18 protein-coding genes, 1 pseudogene and 1 other annotated feature are annotated in these 18,383 nt (G+C 58.1%); of the genes and pseudogenes, 15 read left to right on the top strand and 4 right to left on the bottom strand.

The window, feature by feature from the left end; translation table 11 throughout:
• Positions 1–4 precede the first annotated feature (4 nt).
• Positions 5–904, bottom strand: coding sequence for an ATP phosphoribosyltransferase (hisG, locus tag QRD42_RS17295; RefSeq protein ID WP_072569013.1), 900 nt, complete (start codon positions 902–904; stop codon positions 5–7).
• 35 nt (positions 905–939) lie between these two features.
• Positions 940–1,063, bottom strand: a sequence feature (His leader region).
• Positions 1,039–1,086 carry a his operon leader peptide gene (gene hisL / locus QRD42_RS17290; protein WP_100396937.1) on the bottom strand — a complete coding sequence of 16 codons (48 nt, stop codon included), beginning with the start codon at positions 1,084–1,086 and terminating at the stop codon, positions 1,039–1,041. It overlaps the preceding feature by 25 nt.
• A gap of 174 nt (positions 1,087–1,260) precedes the next feature.
• Here hisL and QRD42_RS17285 point away from each other — a divergent pair, with 174 nt between their 5' ends.
• The 3 genes and pseudogenes from QRD42_RS17285 (at position 1,261) to QRD42_RS17275 (ending at position 4,669) form a co-directional block, all read left to right on the top strand.
• Positions 1,261–2,103, top strand: a complete 843-nt coding sequence (locus QRD42_RS17285) for an SDR family oxidoreductase (protein ID WP_321987714.1) — start codon at positions 1,261–1,263, stop codon at positions 2,101–2,103.
• A gap of 27 nt (positions 2,104–2,130) precedes the next feature.
• A pseudogene (locus QRD42_RS17280) lies at positions 2,131–3,018 on the top strand (LysR substrate-binding domain-containing protein); the annotation flags it as partial.
• Positions 3,019–3,307: 289 nt separating this feature from the next.
• Positions 3,308–4,669 (top strand): APC family permease, encoded by a 1,362-nt coding sequence (locus QRD42_RS17275; protein WP_072569010.1) that lies wholly within the window; start codon positions 3,308–3,310, stop codon positions 4,667–4,669.
• A gap of 88 nt (positions 4,670–4,757) precedes the next feature.
• Here QRD42_RS17275 and sbcB read toward each other — a convergent pair whose 3' ends face one another.
• Positions 4,758–6,194, bottom strand: a complete 1,437-nt coding sequence (gene sbcB / locus QRD42_RS17270; RefSeq protein WP_415877722.1) for an exodeoxyribonuclease I — start codon at positions 6,192–6,194, stop codon at positions 4,758–4,760.
• 196 nt (positions 6,195–6,390) lie between these two features.
• Between sbcB and dacD the strand changes: the two genes are divergently transcribed.
• The 11 genes from dacD to QRD42_RS17215 all read left to right on the top strand — a co-directional run bounded on the left by dacD (position 6,391) and on the right by QRD42_RS17215 (position 15,723).
• Positions 6,391–7,554, top strand: coding sequence for a serine-type D-Ala-D-Ala carboxypeptidase DacD (gene dacD / locus QRD42_RS17265; protein ID WP_321987713.1), 1,164 nt, complete (start codon positions 6,391–6,393; stop codon positions 7,552–7,554).
• 123 nt (positions 7,555–7,677) lie between these two features.
• The gene (gene sbmC, locus QRD42_RS17260) at positions 7,678–8,151 is read left to right on the top strand and encodes a DNA gyrase inhibitor SbmC (protein ID WP_321987712.1); all 474 of its coding nucleotides are present in this window, start codon (positions 7,678–7,680) and stop codon (positions 8,149–8,151) included.
• Positions 8,152–8,310: 159 nt separating this feature from the next.
• Positions 8,311–9,369: an FUSC family protein gene (locus QRD42_RS17255; RefSeq protein WP_072569007.1), complete on the top strand. Its 1,059-nt coding sequence runs from the start codon at positions 8,311–8,313 to the stop codon at positions 9,367–9,369.
• A gap of 166 nt (positions 9,370–9,535) precedes the next feature.
• Positions 9,536–9,871, top strand: coding sequence for a DUF496 family protein (locus QRD42_RS17250; protein ID WP_072569006.1), 336 nt, complete (start codon positions 9,536–9,538; stop codon positions 9,869–9,871).
• A gap of 132 nt (positions 9,872–10,003) precedes the next feature.
• The gene (cbiB, locus tag QRD42_RS17245; protein ID WP_321987711.1) at positions 10,004–10,966 is read left to right on the top strand and encodes an adenosylcobinamide-phosphate synthase CbiB; all 963 of its coding nucleotides are present in this window, start codon (positions 10,004–10,006) and stop codon (positions 10,964–10,966) included.
• Positions 10,963–12,498, top strand: coding sequence for a cobyric acid synthase (locus tag QRD42_RS17240; RefSeq protein ID WP_321987710.1), 1,536 nt, complete (start codon positions 10,963–10,965; stop codon positions 12,496–12,498). The genes cbiB and QRD42_RS17240 overlap by 4 nt, the downstream gene beginning before the upstream one ends.
• The gene (gene cobU, locus QRD42_RS17235) at positions 12,495–13,040 is read left to right on the top strand and encodes a bifunctional adenosylcobinamide kinase/adenosylcobinamide-phosphate guanylyltransferase (protein WP_321987709.1); all 546 of its coding nucleotides are present in this window, start codon (positions 12,495–12,497) and stop codon (positions 13,038–13,040) included. Before QRD42_RS17240 ends, cobU begins: the two co-directional genes overlap by 4 nt.
• On the top strand, positions 13,037–13,777 hold the full coding sequence (gene cobS, locus QRD42_RS17230; protein WP_321987708.1) for an adenosylcobinamide-GDP ribazoletransferase: 741 nt from the start codon (positions 13,037–13,039) through the stop codon (positions 13,775–13,777). The genes cobU and cobS overlap by 4 nt, the downstream gene beginning before the upstream one ends.
• Before the next feature lie 20 nt (positions 13,778–13,797).
• Positions 13,798–14,853 (top strand): nicotinate-nucleotide--dimethylbenzimidazole phosphoribosyltransferase, encoded by a 1,056-nt coding sequence (cobT, locus tag QRD42_RS17225; RefSeq protein ID WP_321987707.1) that lies wholly within the window; start codon positions 13,798–13,800, stop codon positions 14,851–14,853.
• 209 nt (positions 14,854–15,062) lie between these two features.
• Positions 15,063–15,416 carry a type II toxin-antitoxin system RelE/ParE family toxin gene (locus QRD42_RS17220; protein ID WP_318363950.1) on the top strand — a complete coding sequence of 118 codons (354 nt, stop codon included), beginning with the start codon at positions 15,063–15,065 and terminating at the stop codon, positions 15,414–15,416.
• Between the two features lie 4 nt (positions 15,417–15,420).
• Positions 15,421–15,723, top strand: coding sequence for a helix-turn-helix domain-containing protein (locus QRD42_RS17215; RefSeq protein WP_321987706.1), 303 nt, complete (start codon positions 15,421–15,423; stop codon positions 15,721–15,723).
• 41 nt (positions 15,724–15,764) lie between these two features.
• On the opposite strand, the gene QRD42_RS17210 is transcribed toward QRD42_RS17215, so the two are convergent.
• Positions 15,765–16,070 carry an ArsR/SmtB family transcription factor gene (locus tag QRD42_RS17210; RefSeq protein WP_072568998.1) on the bottom strand — a complete coding sequence of 102 codons (306 nt, stop codon included), beginning with the start codon at positions 16,068–16,070 and terminating at the stop codon, positions 15,765–15,767.
• 210 nt (positions 16,071–16,280) lie between these two features.
• On the opposite strand from QRD42_RS17210, the gene fusA reads away from it, so the two are divergent.
• The gene (gene fusA / locus QRD42_RS17205; RefSeq protein ID WP_321987705.1) at positions 16,281–18,380 is read left to right on the top strand and encodes an elongation factor G; all 2,100 of its coding nucleotides are present in this window, start codon (positions 16,281–16,283) and stop codon (positions 18,378–18,380) included.
• Positions 18,381–18,383: the final 3 nt, after the last annotated feature.

Genomic DNA, 18,383 nt, shown 5'->3' with positions numbered 1-18,383 from the left:
GCCGTCACTCCATCATCTTCTCAATCGGCAGCACCAGGATCGAACTGGCGCCCAGCGCTTTCAGTTTTTCCATGGTTTCCCAGAACAGCGTCTCACTGCTCACCATGTGCATCGCCACGCGCTGCTGATCGCCTGCCAGCGGTAAAATGGTCGGGCGTTCCGCGCCGGGCAGCAGGGCGATCACTTCATCAAGACGCTCGGTTGGCGCGTGCATCATGATGTACTTGGATTCACGGGCCTGGATCACGCCCTGAATACGGGTCAGCAGTTTGTCGATCAACTGCTGTTTGGCATCGTCCATCTCACCATCACGCTGGATGAGACAGGCTTTGGAGCGGTAAATCACTTCCACTTCGCGCAGGCCGTTAGCTTCCAGGGTGGCGCCGGTGGAGACCAGGTCACAAATGGCATCGGCCAGACCGGCGCGCGGCGCCACTTCAACAGAACCATTGAGCAGACAGGATTTAAAAGAAACGCCTTTCTGATCCAGATAGCGCTTCAGCAGGTGCGGATAAGAGGTGGCGATGCGTTTACCGTTGAGCGCCGCCGGGCCGTCCCAGACCTCATCCACCGCGGTCGCCAGCGACAGACGACAGCCGCCGAAATCCAGACGACGCAGGGTGAAGTAACGCGGATCTTCGCCCTGGGCGCGGCGGGTGAGCAGCTCTTCTTCCAGCACGTTCTCGCCGATAATGCCCAGATCGACCACGCCGTCCATTACCAGGCCCGGAATGTCGTCGTCACGCACACGCAGAATATCGATCGGCATGTTTTCTGCCAGCGCGATCAGACGCTGCGTGTGCAGGTTAATTTTAATGCCGCAGCGGGCGAGCAGTTCGCGTGAATCATCACTTAAGCGCCCGGACTTCTGAATAGCTATGCGTAAACGGGTATTGTCTAACATTCGGATTATCCTCTGTTCCTGCCTGAATTTGGTTCAAAAAAAAGCCCCCGGAAGATGATCTTCCGGGGGCTTTTTCATACGTTCATGCACCACTGGAAGATCTGAATGTCTTCCAGCACACATCGCCTGAAAGACTAGTCAGGATGATGGTGATGGTGGTGGTTAAATTGAACGCGTGTCATAAATTTTCTCGATGAATGAATATTCAACTGCTTGCGATTAACCTAAACCAGTTTAGCCCTGTAAGGCAAGGGCTTTTTTCCATCATTAAATCATTTCATATTGATTCTATGAATTGTCAGTTCTCTCACGCTGGCGTAGCCTTACTGCAGATGCGTGAACGTCAGGAGAAAGGCATGAAGAAGGTGGCAATTGTCGGACTGGGCTGGCTGGGGATGCCGCTGGCATTAGCGCTGTCGGCGCGGGGCTGGCAGGTAACCGGCAGTAAAACAACTCAGGACGGCGTTGAGGCCGCGCGCATGTGCGGCATTGACAGCTATCTGCTGCAACTCACCCCGGAGCTGATATGCGACACCGACGATCTCGACGCCCTGATGAACGTCGACGCACTGGTTATTACACTACCTGCCCGCCGCAGCGGGCCAGGGGACGAATTCTATATGCAGGCGATGCAGGAAATTGTCGACAGCGCGCTGGCGCACCGCATCCCGCGTATTATCTTTACCAGCTCCACCTCGGTCTACGGCGACGTTGCCGGTACGGTAAAAGAGGACAGTCCTCGCCAGCCGGTGACCGCCAGCGGGCGCGTTCTCAAAGATCTGGAGGACTGGCTGCATAATCTGCCGGGCACCTCGGTGGACATCCTTCGTCTGGCGGGGCTGGTGGGGCCGGGGCGTCATCCTGGCCGCTTCTTTGCCGGTAAAACCGCGCCAAACGGTCAGCATGGCGTCAATCTCGCCCATCTGGATGATGTCGTGGCCGCAATCACCCTTTTGTTGCAGGCTCCAAAAGGCGGGCACATCTATAATATCTGTGCGCCTGCCCACCCGGCGCGATCGACATTTTATCCCGCCATGGCGCGGCAGCTGGATCTGCCGGTGCCGCAGTTTCATGATGCGCCGACTGCTGACAAAGGCAAAATCGTTGACGGCAGCCGCATCACCAAAGAGCTGGGATTTGACTATCAATACCCCGATCCGCTGCTCATGCCGATGGACACGGCGACTGGCAGGGATTGACTGGTCGCACACCCTGAGGGGGCGAGCATGAAACCATTGCTGGATGTGCTGGTGATCCTGGATGCGCTGGAAAAAGAGGGCAGCTTTGCAGCAGCCTCCGCAAAGCTCTATAAAACGCCCTCTGCGCTGAGTTACACCGTGCATAAGCTGGAGAGCGATCTGAATATTCAGTTGCTCGATCGCAGCGGGCATCGGGCGAAATTCACCCGCACCGGACAGATGCTGCTGGAGAAAGGGCGCGACGTGCTGCACGCCGTCCGGGAGCTGGAAAAGCAGGCGGTGAAGCTTCATCAGGGCTGGGAAAGCCAGCTGGTGATAGGCGTTGACGACACCTTCCCGTTTTCCTTGTTGTTACCGCTTATTGACGCCTTTTATCGGGATCATAGTGTCACCCGTCTGAAGTTTATCAATGGCGTGCTGTCAGGCTCCTGGCAGGCGCTCATTAACGGCGAGGCCGATATCATCGTCGGCGCGCTGCATGAACCTCCTCATCTCAGCGGCTTTGGCTTTACCCGACTGGGCAGCCTTGAACAGGTTTTCGCCGTTGCCCCGCATCATCCGCTGGCGAAAGCAGCAGAGCCCATACCCCGTCATGACATCAAACGCCATCGCGCCATTGTGGTGAGCAGCGGCAGGCAGGCCATGCCGGACGATCATGAAGCGATCGCGGTTTTCGATTTTAAGACTAAACTTGAGTTATTACGGGGCGGTCTCGGCTGTGGCTGGGTACCGCGCTATCTGGCGCAGCGCTTTCTCGACAGCGGCGCGCTGATTGAAAAGCGCGTCACTGACGAGGTGTCTGCGGAACCCGTCTGGCTGGGCTGGAATGAGCAAACCGCAGGCCTCGCCAGCGCGTGGTGGTGCAGGGAAATAGTGGCAAATAGTGCTATTACCGGCGTTTACAATTTTGCTGATGCCCGTCACGGCGGGCAATCGTAAAAATATTCGCATGACAGGCCTTTCACAGTCTTGTCATCGCGCCCGGATTTGGGGCAAAATACGCCGCCTGCAAAAAATGAGACTAACCGACGTTAAACGCGTCGGTTATTTTTTTTGCAATAAAAACGTCATTTAATCAAAGAGGCCGGGCTTCGTACCGGATAGATACACATTTAAAAAACGACAGTCGTTGTCGCTGAGGAAAGAAAACAGATGGGGCAATTTTTTGCATTTGCGATGGCATCTGCCGTAATGGGGGTTCACCATGTCGCATAACGTTACTCCAAAAACCTCTCGCGTGGAATTGCGTAAAACCCTTACGCTGATTCCGGTTGTTATGATGGGTCTTGCCTATATGCAGCCGATGACGCTGTTCGATACGTTCGGCATTGTCTCTGGATTGACTGATGGTCACGTCGCGACGGCTTACGCCTTTGCGCTGGTGGCGATCCTGTTCACTGCGCTCAGCTACGGCAAACTGGTTCGCCGTTTCCCGTCTGCGGGCTCTGCTTATACTTACGCCCAGAAATCCATCAGCCCGGCTGTTGGCTTTATGGTGGGCTGGTCATCGCTGCTGGACTACCTGTTCATGCCGATGATCAACATCCTGCTGGCGAAAATCTATTTCGAAGCGCTGGTGCCGAGCGTGCCATCCTGGATTTTTGTGGTCGCGCTGGTAGCCTTTATGACCATCTCCAACCTGCGCAGCATCAAATCAGTGGCGAACTTCAACACCCTGATCGTGATCCTGCAGATGGGGATTGTGGCGGCTATCATTGGCCTGATCGTCTATGGCGTGGCGCACGGTGAAGGCGCAGGTACGCTGACCAGCACCCGTCCGTTCTGGTCCGAAGGCGCGCACGTGGTGCCGATGATCACCGGCGCAACCATCCTGTGCTTCTCGTTCCTGGGCTTCGATGGTATCTCTTCGCTGTCTGAAGAAACGAAAGACGCCGAGCGCGTGATCCCGCGTGCCATCTTCCTGACCGCGCTGATTGGCGGCCTGGTGTTTATCGTGGCCTCTTACTTCCTGCAGCTGTACTTCCCGGACATCTCGCGCTTTAAAGATCCGGATGCGTCACAGCCGGAAATCATGCTCTACGTGGCGGGTAAAACCTTCCAGTTCGGCGTGCTGATTTTCTCCACCATCACCGTACTGGCATCCGGTATGGCAGCGCATGCTGGCGTATCCCGTCTGATGTACGTGATGGGCCGTGACGGCGTGTTCCCGACCCGTTTCTTCGGTTACGTGCACCCGAAATGGCGTACTCCGGCATGGAACGTGCTGCTGGTGGGCGCGATTGCGCTGCTGGCGATTAACTTCGACCTGGTGACCGCGACGGCGCTGATTAACTTTGGTGCGCTGGTGGCCTTCACCTTCGTTAACCTGTCGGTGATCTCCCAGTTCTGGATCCGTGAAAAGCGTAACAAAACGCTGAAAGATCACTTCAACTACCTGGTGCTGCCAATGTGTGGCGCGCTGACGGTAGGCGCACTGTGGCTGAATCTGGAAGAAAGCTCCATGATCCTTGGCCTCATCTGGGGCGCTATCGGTCTGCTGTATCTGGCCTGCGTGACTAAAAGCTTCCGCAATCCGGTTCCGCAGTACGAAGATATCCCGCAGTAAAAGCAGCACCCGCTAAATGACGTATAAAAAAACCGGAGGTTAACGCCTCCGGTTTTTTGCTTTCTGTACCGCCCTCAGAAGAGGGAGGTCAGACAATGTCCTGCACATACTGGAACAGCGCTTTCAGTAACGCCTGCTTCTCAGCGTCTCCTTCATGCTGGCTGTAGAGCATTTCCAGCTCCTGCACCCACGCCTGCAAAAATTCCTCTGTGAAGATACTCTGCCGGTGCGCATGCCAGCGCTGCTGCTCCGCCTCATCCAGCGTGCCGGGGTAGTTACGCGCCCGGTAGTTAAACAGCAGCTTTTCGATGCGTTTATCAGCAAAAGTAATATCCAGCGCCGGCAGATTACGCGGATCGGTTTCCAGCACAATCTTCATCGCGGCGCGATCGGCATCGCTGAAAAACCCGTTATACAACTGGGTATCGACGTTTTCCGACGGCACAAAAGGCTCGGCGTCGGCGAAGATCGCCACCACTTTTTCCCGCACCTGCGGGTTTTCACGCAGTAGTTTAAGGTTGTCGAGACAGTGCTGGCGGTTAATCCCCAGTCGGTCAGCGTCGGCGGCGCGCAGCGTATTGGCCTGCGCCAGCACCGGGCACTTATTCAGATGCACCAGCTTCACCGGCACGGCGGCGTCATCGCCAAGATCGTCTTTCGCGGTGTAAAGCCGCTCACGCAGCGCATCGGCCTCAAGGGTTAACAGCGGCGACATATCCCCGGCGAGATCAACCATAATCACCGCATTGCGGTTCTCAGGATGCCAGGCCAGCGGGGCCACCCAGCTGGTATTGCCGCGCCACGCGCCAAACATCCCGGAGACATGCACCAGCGGCGTCATCTGCGGCACATCAATCAGCGCCGTCAGTTTATGTTTACTGCGATGCTCATAAAGATACTGGAACAGCTTCGGCTGCTTCGCCTTCACCAGCTGCGCCATGGCGATGGTCGCGTAGACGTCCGCCATCGCGTCATGGGCATTACTGTGCTCAATGCCGTTGGCGCGGGTCAGGTGCTCCAGGCGGAAGCTCGGCAGCCCGTCGTCGTTTTCCGGCCAGTTGATGCCGTCGGGACGCAGGGCATAGCAGGCGCGCATCACATCCAGCAGATCCCAGCGGGAATTGTGATTCTGCCAGCTCCAGGCATAGGGATCGTAAAAGTTGCGATAGAAAATATTGCGCGTCACTTCATCGTCGAAGCGCACATTGTTGTAGCCCACCACACAGGTTTCCGGCACCGTAAAAAGGGCGTGGATACGCCTGGCGAAGGTGGCTTCGTTATCGCCTTTCGCCAGCGCGATCTGCGGTGTGATCCCGGTGATCAGCACCGCCTGCGGCTGGGGCAGGTAATCATCAGCCGGCTTGCAGTAAAAGACCTCCGGCTCGCCGATAACGTTAAAATCCGCATCGGTTCGCAAAGCGGCGAACTGCGCGGGGCGATCCAGCGCCGGGCTGGTGCCGAAGGTTTCGTAATCGTGAAATAAAAAAGTTGGCTGCGGAGCGGAATCAGACACCAGTGAGTTCATCCTGTTTTGAAGTGACCTGTCTATGGTAAACCATCCCGCCGCTTCTTCCGACATAAATGCCATCCGGCTGCTGATTTTGCGAGCAATCATCCAGACTCCGCGCGCCACTGTCACATTTCTTTGCAATTAAACGGAGTAACGACATAAGAAATTCCGTAAAAAGGTCAGCCATTTACCTGAATCAGAGGATCTCCCGTTGAAACGCCGTTTGTTTATTGCCGCATCATGTATTGCTGTTTGCGTGAATTCTGCGCTGGCTGCCGATTTACCCGTCACCCCTCAGCCACCGCAAATCCAGGCCGCGTCCTGGGTTTTAATGGATTACACCACCGGCCAGGTATTAACCGCGGGCAATGAACATCAACAGCGCAACCCGGCCAGCCTGACCAAGCTGATGACCGGCTACGTTGTCGATCGCGCCATTGACAGCCACCGCATCACCCCGGACGAGGTGGTAACGGTCGGTCCGGACGCCTGGGCGAAAGGCAATCCGGTGTTTGACGGCTCCTCGCTGATGTTTATCAAACCGGGCGACCGCGTCACGGTGCGCGATCTCAGCCGCGGGCTGATCGTCGATTCCGGCAATGACGCCTGCGTGGCGCTGGCGGATCATGTGGCGGGCGGCCAGCCGCAGTTTGTGAAGATGATGAACGATTACGTGCAGAAGCTGCACCTGCGCGACACCCATTTTGAAACCGTGCACGGCCTCGATGCGCCGGGGCAGCACAGCTCCGCCTGGGATCTGGCGGTGCTCTCCCGCGCTATTATCCACGGGGAACCGCAGTTTTATCATATGTACAGTGAGAAAAGCCTGACGTGGAACGGGATTACCCAGCAGAACCGCAATGGCCTGTTGTGGGATAAAACGCTCAATGTGGACGGGCTGAAAACCGGCCACACTTCCGGCGCAGGCTTCAACATTGTCGCTTCTGCCGTCGACGGCCAGCGCCGCCTGATTTCAGTGATCATGGGTGCCGACAGTCCGAAAGGACGCGAAGACCAGGCGCGTAAACTGCTGCACTGGGGCCAGCAGAATTTTGATACGGTGCAGGTGCTGCGCCAGGGTCAGAAGGTCGGCAGCGAGCGCATCTGGTTCGGCGATAAAAAACAGGTGGCGGTTGGCACCGGGCAGGATTTCTGGCTGGCGCTGCCCAAATCAGAAGTGCCTTATATTAAGGCAAAATACACCCTGACCAACAAAGATTTACAGGCGCCGATAGCGGCGCATCAGCAGGTGGGGGAGATCGCGCTTTACGATCGCGACAAAGTCATCGCCCACTGGCCGCTGTACACGCTGGAGAGCGTCGGCAAGGGCGGTGTATTCTCGCGCCTCAACGACTGGTTCCATCATAAAGCCTGAGCATTTTGCTGCCTGAGTGGCGAGTATGCGAGCCTGCTCGCATACTGACAAACTAGTGGGTGTATAGTGATTTTGCGTCATTTATAGTGTATATCCATACAGTTAAATTCGTCGGAGGCAGCAATGGACTATCAAATCAAAGACGTTGATTCGCGTAAGATTGCCGGTTTTCATCTGGTGGGGCCGTGGGAAAAAACCGTAAAGCAGGGCTTCGAACAGCTGACCCTGTGGGTTAAGAGTAAGCAGCTGCTGCCGCGGGCGTGGATCGCGGCCTATTACGACAACCCCGATGAAGTACCGGCGGAAAAGCTGCGTGCTGATGTGGTGATCGCGGTGGATGAAGACTTTGCCCTGCCGGAAAACAGCGAAGGCGTGATGCTCACCGAACTGCCCGGCGGCGCTTATGCGGTAGCCCGCGCACGCGTTGAAAACGAGGATTTCCAGCAGGCCTGGGACGGATTCTTCGACACGCTGTTAGCGGATCAGAATTACCAGATTGCACGGGGTCCGTGCTTTGAGATCTATCTCAATGCCGACAGCGGCGAAGGGCACTGGGAGATCGACATGCATATCCCCGTCGAGCCAAAAGTGCTCTGACGGCGTTTTGGCCCAGCCTTCAGAATTGATCCTGGAGGCGTTTATGGCGCGACTGGCGAGTAAATCGTCATTTTTGCCATCATTCAGGCCATAACGCGGAAATCGCCTGGTAAAAAGCCGCTACAATTGCGCCTTTGTTGTTTTAGCCGGAGAACGGGTGTGCGCCCCGACAAATCACTCAGCCCTTTTGAAATTCGTCTCTACCGTCACTATCGTATTGTCCACGGGGTGCGGATCGCGCTGGCGTTTATTCTGACGTTCTTACTGGTGCGCTTACTTCAGGTTCCCGAAGGCACATGGCCGCTGATCACGCTGGTGGTGATCATGGGGCCGATCTCTTTTCTGGGCAACGTGGTACCGCGCGCCTGGGAGCGCATCGGCGGCACTATTTTTGGCTCGGCGCTGGGGCTGGTGGCGTTAAAGCTGGAGTTGATTTCGCTGCCGGTGATGTTGCTGTGGTGCGCAGCGGCCATGTTCCTCTGCGGCTGGCTGGCGCTCGGCAAAAAGCCCTATCAGGCGCTGCTGATCGGCATCACCCTGGCGGTGGTGGTGGGTGCCCCCGCGGGGGATATGCATACGGCGCTGTGGCGCGGGGGCGATGTCATTCTCGGTTCCCTGCTGGCGATGCTTTTTACCAGTATCTGGCCGCAGCGCGCCTTTATCCACTGGCGCATTCAGATGGCGAATTATGTCACCGCCTTTAACCGCGTCTATCAGGCGGGGTTTTCACCGAACCTGGTGGAACGTCCGCGGCTGGAAAAGCACCTGCAAACCATCCTTAACGACGTGGTGAAAATGCGCGGGCTTATCACGCCCGCCAGCAAAGAGACGCGTATTCAAAAATCCATCTTTGAGGCGATCCAGACGGTGAGCCGCAATATGGTGTGCATACTGGAGCTGCAAATCAATGCCCACTGGGCCTCGCGCGCCAGCCATATGGTGATGCTGAATGCCCATACCCTGCGTGACATGCAAAACATGACGCAGCAGACTCTGCTGACCATTGCCCATGCGCTCTACGAGGGTAACCCGCAGCCGATAGTGGCGAACAGCGAAAAGCTTAACGACATCACCCGTGAACTGCGGGAGCTTATTCAGGCGCATCAGGGGGAAACCCTGGCGGAAACGCCGATGCACGGCTATGTATGGTTAAGTATGGAACTGGCGCGTCAGCTTGAACTGCTGTCGCATTTGATTTGTCGCGCACTGCGCAAATAAGCTCCACCTGTGCAGGGGATGCGTGCGTGTTGTTTCGATTCAGCATAAATTAGGGTTATGATACCCGCAGGCACAAAAGCATTGTCATTAGCAGCCGCTGAAAGTAGTGTTGAGCCGGGGTGGGTGCTTTTACGAATCCGAATCTTATATTAGCAGGGGTGTAAAAATGGAAACTACTAAGCCTTCGTTTCAGGATGTTCTGGAATTTGTTCGTCTGTTCCGTCGTAAAAACAAACTCCAGCGTGAAATCCAGGACGTTGAGAAAAAGATCCGTGATAACCAGAAACGCGTGCTGCTGCTGGATAACCTGAGCGATTACATCAAGCCGGGCATGAGCGTTGAAGCCATCCAGGGCATCATCGCCAGCATGAAAAGCGATTACGAAGATCGCGTTGATGACTACATCATCAAAAACGCCGAGATCTCCAAAGAGCGTCGCGAGATCTCCAAAAAGCTCAAGACCATGGGTGAAATGAAAACCCACGAACCTAAAGCCGAGTAATTCCTTTGCGGTGAGGGACTCTCCCTCACCGTTCTGTTCCCCCGTCGCGCATCCGTGTAAAGTGATGACAAACCTCCACTTTTACCGGCTATCTATGATCGTTCAGTTTTCCCTTTCCCTAAGGCAAAGGCCATGACGCTGCTTGCCTGGTGCGCCGCCTGGCTGCTTGACCGCTGGCTTGGCGATCCGCCGCACTGGCCGCATCCGGTACGCTGGATCGGCACGCTCATTACGATCGTCCAGCGGCAGGTGCGCCGCCTTTGCAGGCAGGATATTACCCTGCGCATCGGCGGCGGCATCATGTGGCTGCTGGTGGTGGGGATAAGTTGGGGCGTTGCCTCTGGCGTCATCACGCTGGCAACGGCGCTGCACCCGTGGGTCGGCTGGCTGGTGGAGGTGTGGATGATCTACACCATTCTGGCGACGCGTTGCCTCGACGACAGCGCCCGCGCCGTGGAAAAGGCCCTCCGTCACGGCACGCTGGAAGAAAGCCGGGAAAAACTGTCATGGATCGTCGGGCGCGACACCTCCGCACTCCAGCCTGCGCAAATCCAGCGCGCGGTGGTGGAAACCGTGGCGGAAAATACCGTCGATGGCGTGATAGCCCCGCTGTTCTTTTTACTGCTCGGCGGCGCGCCGCTGGCGATGGCCTATAAAGCGGTGAACACCCTGGATTCGATGGTCGGCTACAAGCACGAAAAATACCGTGCCATCGGCATGGTCAGCGCGCGCATGGACGATGTGGCGAATTTTATTCCCGCCAGGCTCAGCTGGCTGCTGTTCAGCGTCGCGGCCTGGCTGTGTCGTCAGGATGCCGCCCGCGCCCTGCGGATCGGTTTCCGCGATCGCCGTAATCACAGCAGCCCCAACTGCGCCTGGCCGGAAGCCACGGTCGCCGGTGCGCTGGGCATTCGCCTGGGCGGTCCGAATAACTATTTTGGACAGCGGGTGGATAAACCCTGGATTGGCGACGCGCGCCGTGAGATCCATGTCGATGACATTCCCCGCACCGTACAACTGATGTGGGTCGCCTCCACCCTGGCGCTGGTGCTTTTCGCGCTGGTGCATCTGGCGTTTTCCGGATGGCTATCATGAATCAATCACCGCAACCCTTAGCCATTATGGTGCAGGGCACCGCCTCGGATGTGGGTAAAAGTATGCTGGTCGCCGGGCTGTGCCGGATTTTCTGGCAGGACGGCTTGCGCACCGCGCCGTTCAAATCGCAGAACATGGCGCTTAATTCCGGCATCACGCCGGACGGCCACGAAATGGGCCGCGCGCAGATTTTTCAGGCGGAGGCGGCAGGTATCGAGCCTGATGTGCGCATGAACCCGGTGCTGTTAAAACCCACCGGCGACCGCCATGCGCAGATCGTGCTGATGGGTAAAGTCGCCAGCCACATGGACGCCGTCAGCTATCACGACTTCAAGCCGCAACTGCGTGAGCAGATTATCGAGGTTTACCGGAGCCTGGCGCAGGAGTACGAGGTGCTGGTGCTGGAAGGCGCGGGCAGCCCGGCGGAGATCAACCTGCGCGACCGTGATATCGTCAACATGGGTATGGCGGAAATGGCCGCATGCCCGGTGATCCTGGTGGCGGACATCGATCGCGGCGGCGTCTTTGCCGCCATCTACGGCACCCTCGCGCTGTTGCAGGAGCACGAACGCTGGCGCGTGAAAGGGGTGATCATCAATAAATTTCGCGGCGACGTGGCGCTGCTGACCTCCGGCCTGCGGCAAATCGAAGCCTTAACCGGCGTGCCTGTGCTGGGCGTGATGCCGTGGCTGGACATCGATCTGGAAGATGAAGACGGCGTGGCCCTGCAACGCGGCAAATACCGGCATACCGGCGAACGGGAGATCACCATCGCCGTGGTGCAACTGCCGCATATCTCTAACTTCACTGATTTTAACGCGCTGGCGGCACAGCCGGACGTGCGGCTGCGGTACGTGCGTCATTCCGATGAGCTGGAACACTGCGATCTGCTGATCCTGCCGGGCAGTAAAAATACCCTGGGCGATCTGCACTGGCTGCGGGAGAGCGGGCTGGCGCAGGCGGTGGTGCAGTTACATCACGCCGGGGTGCCGGTGTTCGGCATCTGCGGCGGCTATCAGATGCTCGGCGAAACCATCACCGATGACGTGGAGTCACACATGGGCAGGCAACCGGGCTTAGGCTTCCTGCCGGTGGAGACGATCTTTGCGCCGCAGAAAACCACCACAAAAGTGACGGCGCGCAGCGGCACAGCGCTTCCCGGCTGGCTGGCGGGAGCCCGCGATATTCCGCTCAGCGGCTATGAAATCCATATGGGCGACACCACGCGGCACGAAGGCTGCCGCCCGGCGCTGTGGCTGGAAAAACAGGGGCAACGCGTGGCAGATGGCGCGGTGAGCGACGACGGTCTGGTGTTTGGCACCTACCTGCACGGCCTGTTCGACAGCGATGCCTTTACCCGCGCGGTGATCAACGGCCTGCGCCAGCGCAAAAATCTGCCGCCGCTGGCGTCAGGCTTCAGCTGGCAGGATCACAAAGCGCAGCAGTTTGACCGGCTGGCGGACGCCATGCGCAGCCATATCGACATCGAAAAAATCTACCAGATTATGCGCGAGCATAAGGAGCCAGCATGATCACCCTTGTCACCGGCGGCGCGCGCAGCGGCAAGAGCCGTCATGCGGAAACGCTGGTCAGCGCATCACCACGGGTGCTGTATATCGCCACTTCGCAGATTTTTGATGAGGAAATGGCCGCCCGGATCCAGCATCACCGTGATAGCCGCCCGGCGCACTGGCGCACCGAGGAGCGCTGGCAGCAGCTGGACGACATCATCACCCCGGATAACGATCCGCAGGAGGCGATCTTGCTGGAGTGCATCACCACGCTCATCACCAACCAGCTGTTTGCCCTGGGCGGCGACAGCGATCCCGACAGCTGGGATTTTCAGGCGCTGGAAGCCAGCGTGCAGCAGCAGATCGAGGCGCTGATTGTCGCCTGTCAGCGCTGCCCGTCGTCGGTGGTACTGGTCACTAACGAAGTGGGGATGGGAATTGTGCCGGAAAACCGGCTGGCGCGGCATTTTCGTGATATCGCCGGGCGGGTGAATCAGCGGCTGGCGCAGGCCGCCGATGACGTCTGGCTGGTGGTGTCCGGTATTGGAGTCAAAATCAAATGAAACTCTTTCTCGCCACTCTTGCTTTTATGAGCCGCATCCCGGTGCCGGAACGCTTTCTGCAGGGACTGGCGGTAGAGCAGTACGTACGCGGCATCGTCACCTTTCCGCTGGTGGGCGTGGTGCTCGGCGCGCTCGGCGGGTTGGTGTTTATCCTGCTCGACGGCTGGTGCGGCATCCCGCTGGCGGCGCTGTTCAGCGTGCTGGCGCTGGCGCTGCTCACCGGCGGTTTCCATCTCGACGGGCTGGCGGACACCTGTGACGGCGTATTTTCCGCCCGTACGCGGGAGCGGATGCTGGCGATCATGCGCGACAGTCGGCTGGGCACCCACGGCGGCCTGGCGCTGATCGTCGTGCTGCTGGCGAAAGTGCTGGTCATCGCCGAACTGGCCCTGCGCGATATGCCGGTGCTGACGGTGCTGATCGCCGCCTGCGCCGCCGGACGCGGTGGTTCCGTGCTGCTGATGTACGGGCATCGCTATGCCCGCGAGGAGGGACTCGGCAACCTGTTTATCGGCAAAATCAGTCTGGCGCAGACGTTGATCACGCTGGGTATCACCGCTTTACTGGCGGCGATGCTGTTGGGCATAACGGGACTGCTGGCGCTGGCGATAACGCTCGTCGCCATTTACCTGCTCGGCCTGATGCTCAAACGCACGCTTGGCGGGCAGACCGGGGACACGCTCGGTGCCGCCATCGAACTGGGTGAAGTCATTTTTATGCTGGCGCTGCTTCGCTAGCCCGCACACTGAGAACCATCATGCAGACACTGATCGATCTATTCCCGCCGATCCCGGCTCCTGATGACGCGGCCATGGTCGCCGCACAACGGCATATCGACGGGCTGCTTAAACCACCGGGCAGCCTCGGGCGGCTGGAAGCGCTGGCGGTACAGCTCGCCGGTCTGCCGGGGCTGAAAGGCAAAACCGCGCTGCCGGATAAAGCCATTGTGGTGATGTGCGCCGATCACGGGGTCTGGCAGGAAGGGGTGACCGTCTCGCCGCAGTTTGTCACCGCAATCCAGACCGCCAACATGACACGCAACAATACCGGCGTCTGCGTACTGGCAGCGCAGGCGGGGGCACAAGTGCTGGTGGTGGACGTGGGGATCGACAGCGATCCCATTCCCGGCATCCTCAATATGAAAATGGCGCGCGGCAGCGGCAACATCGCGGTTGGCCCGGCAATGCCCCGCGAACAGGCGCAGGCGCTGCTGCTTGACATCATCCGTTATACCCGCGAACTGGCGGCCCGGGGCGTGACGGTGTTCGGCGTCGGCGAGCTGGGTATGGCGAATACCACCCCAGCCGCGGCGATGGTCAGCGTATTTACCGGCGCGCAGCCTGAAGACGTGGTCGGCATAGGCGCGAATCTGCCGCCCCCGCAGTTGCCCCATAAAGCGGAGGTGGTCAGGCGGGCAATAGCAGTGAATCAGCCTGATGCGCAGGACGGACTGGACGTGCTGGCGAAACTGGGGGGCTACGATCTGCTGGGCATGACCGGCGTCATGCTCGGCGCGGCCTCCTGCGGCCTGCCGGTGGTGCTCGACGGTTATCTCTCTTACGCCTCGGCGCTGGCGGCCTGCCGTATCGCACCAGCGGTGAAGCCCTATCTCATACCCTCGCATTTATCGGCGGAGAAGGGCGCGAAAATCGCCCTCGCGCAGCTGGGGCTGGAGCCGTATCTGAATATGGGAATGCGGCTCGGCGAAGGCAGCGGCGCGGCGCTGGCGATGCCCCTTATCGACGCCGCCTGTGCCATGCATCACCAGATGGGTACGCTCGCTGACAGCCATATTGAGCTGCCGGAAACCTGATATACGAGCGCCGGGCATATGCCGCCCGGCATCCGTCTTTCCGATCCTCACCGCATTTATTCCGCATGCTCTGCAACAACCATCGATTTTTCTGAAGGCGCCTTCCGGCGTGACAACTGTCTGGCTGTAATGCGGCATTTTATTGTGCACATTCTCTTTTATAGGTTTGCACCTATATAACTTTTGACCTATATTATTGAGGGGCGCAGATGTGGGTAATTGAAACAACGGACAGATTCGATACCTGGTACAGCATGCAAAATGATACCGATCGGGAATGCATTCTGGCGTCGCTGCTGGTATTGAGGGCCAAAGGTCCGCATCTGCCCAGGCCTTATGCAGACACCATCAGAGGTTCACGCTACGCCAATATGAAGGAGCTGCGTATCCAGAGTCGCGGCGATCCGATCCGTGCTTTTTTTGCCTTCGATGTTATGCGCACCGGGATCGTCCTGTGCGCAGGCAGTAAGGTGGGCAATGAGAAACGCTTTTATGATGTGATGCTGCCGCTTGCCGAACAAGAGTATGCCGAACATCTGAAAAAAATTAACCGTAAGGGGTAATCTGATGGGAAGAACGCTGACGCAAATTCTGGCGCAAGAAAATCCTGCCGTCGTGGCAAACGCCGAAGCGCAGGCGGCGGACATTCTGCTTAATATTCATCTTGCTGAGCTGCGTGAAAAAGTGCGCAAAACCCAGAATGACATGGCACAGGCGTTGGGCGTCAAACAGCCAACGGTGGCGGGCATGGAAAAACCAGGTCGCGATTTAAAACTTTCATCGTTAAAACGCTATGTTGAGGCGGCGGGCGGTAAGCTGCGTCTGGATATTGAGCTGCCCGACGGTTCTCATTATGGCTTCAGTCTCTGATTACCGGCCTGCCGACGGGCGTCTGTGCCCGTCATGATTGTTTATTCCGTATGCATCACGTTCAGCAAAATATCCATCAGGCCGGGAAAGCGCGCATCCAGATCCTCGCGGCGCAGGGAAATTAAATTCTCCCGCCCCTGCGGGCGCTGCCAGATCACGCCGCTGTCGCGCAGTACGCGCCAGTGGTGAGTCATGGTGGACTTGGCCACATCCCTGCGCAGCGCGCCGCACGCCTGTTCGCCCTCATCAGCCAGGGTTTTCACAATGTCCAGCCGCAGGGGATTGCCCAGCGCGAAAAGCACATTTTCAAGGCGGATTTGTTCACGTTCAGGGTGATTGGCGATCATAGGGCTCCGTAATGGTCAGACAAAGGGTACAGCAGGCCGGGTAATATACTGGAAGGCTGCGGGCAATACCACGCGCCAGGCGCACCAGATTATCAACTATAACTATAGCTAAAATAGTTCGAATATACTCGTACAGTTGGACTATGATGATCCTGGTTAACTCCCGCGACCATGCCGGTCGCTTACTGTCAAACTGACTAAGGACGCATCATGCCCCGACCCATCCCCCTTGAACGCTATCGTAATATTGGTATTTCTGCCCATATCGATGCGGGGAAAACCACCACTACCGAACGTATCCTGTTTTACACCGGCGTGAGCCACAAACTGGGTGAGGTTCACGATGGCGCTGCAGTTACGGACTGGATGGCGCAGGAGCAGGAGCGCGGGATCACCATTACCTCAGCGGCGGTCAGCTGTTTCTGGCCTGGCATGGATCACAGCTTTGAACCGCATCGCATCAATATTATCGACACCCCGGGGCACGTTGATTTCACCATAGAAGTGGAACGCTCCATGCGCGTGCTCGACGGTGCGGTTATGGTCTATGACTCGGTGGGCGGCGTACAGCCGCAATCGGAAACCGTCTGGCGGCAGGCCAACAAATACCATGTGCCGCGGCTGGCCTTCGTCAACAAAATGGACCGCCCCGGCGCGGATTTCTTCCGCGTGGTGCAGATGATGATCGACCGCCTGAAAGCCAATCCGGTGCCCATTGTTATCCCCATCGGCAGCGAAGAGCACTTCAGCGGTGTGGTCGATCTGATCAAAATGCGCGCCATTGTGTGGGACGACGCCACCCAGGGCATGACCTTCAGCTATGCGCCGGTGCCGGACGATTTACTGGCAACCGCGCAGCAGTGGCGGGAAAAAATGGTTTCGGCGGCGGCGGAAGCCACTGAAACCCTGATGGATCGCTACCTGGAAACCGGCGATCTCAGCGAAGCGGAGATCATCGCCGGGTTGCGCGCCCGCACCGTCGCAGGTGAGATCCAGCCGATGCTCTGCGGCAGCGCCTTTAAAAACAAAGGTGTACAGCGCATGCTTGATGCGGTGGTTGAGCTGATGCCATCGCCGCTGGATATTCCTGCTATCAAAGGCGTGGATGAGAAGGGCGACACCATCGAACGTCATGCGGACGACAATGAACCCTTCTCGGCGCTGGCGTTCAAGCTGATGACTGACCCCTACGTCGGGCAGTTGACCTTTATCCGCGTCTATTCCGGCGTGCTGAAAAAAGGCGACGCGGTGTACAACCCGGTGAAAGGCAAAAAAGAGCGCATCGGCCGCATCGTGCAGATGCAGGCCAATGACCGGCTGGAAGTGGACGAGCTGCGGGCAGGCGATATCGCCGCCTGCGTCGGGCTTAAAGACGTGACCACCGGCGATACCCTGACCGATCCGGCGGCGGTGATCACTCTTGAGCGCATGGAGTTCCCGGACCCGGTGATCTCGCTGGCCATTGAGCCGAAGACCAAAGCGGATCAGGAAAAAATGGGTATTGCCCTGCAACGACTGGCTTCGGAAGATCCGTCGTTCCGTCTGCACACCGACGAAGAGTCCGGGCAGACCATTATTTCCGGTATGGGCGAGCTGCATCTCGAGATCATTGTTGACCGCATGAAACGTGAATTCGGCGTTGAGGCGAACATCGGTCGCCCGCAGGTGACCTACCGCGAAACGCTGCGCAAAACGGTTAAAGAGGTGGAAGGCAAATTCGTGCGCCAGTCCGGCGGCAAAGGCCAGTACGGTCATGTGGTGCTGACGCTCGAGCCGCAGGAAGCGGGCAAGGGCTTCGTTTTTGAAGACGCCACCAAAGGCGGCGTGGTACCGCGGGAATACATTCCGTCGGTGGAAAAGGGCATCCGTGAAGCGCTGAATAATGGGGTGCTGGCGGGCTATCCGGTGGTGGACGTGAAAGTGACGCTGACCTTTGGCTCCTATCACGACGTCGACTCTTCGGAGATGGCGTTCCGCATGGCGGCGATTTTCGGCTTTAAGGAGGGGGCGAAACGCGCTGATCCGGCGATCCTCGAACCCATGATGCATGTCGAGGTGGAAACGCCGGAAGAGTACGCCGGTAATATCATGGGCGATCTCAGCTCCCGGCGCGGTCTGGTGCAGGGCTTGGAAGAGCGTTTCGGCAGCCAGATCATCCGCGCCGATGTGCCGCTGGCGGAAATGTTCGGCTACGCCACCACGCTGCGCTCGATGTCACAGGGACGGGCGACTTACAGCATGGAGTTCCACCACTATGCTGAAGCGCCGCGCAACGTGGCGGAGGCGATCATCGCCAGCCGCGCGAAGTGATGG

Source organism: Enterobacter sp. PGRG2 (assembly GCF_030291195.1).
Taxonomy (GTDB): domain Bacteria; phylum Pseudomonadota; class Gammaproteobacteria; order Enterobacterales; family Enterobacteriaceae; genus Enterobacter_D.
The sequence above is the reverse complement of the archived record's forward strand: the minus strand, read 5'-3'. Positions and strand labels throughout refer to the sequence as shown.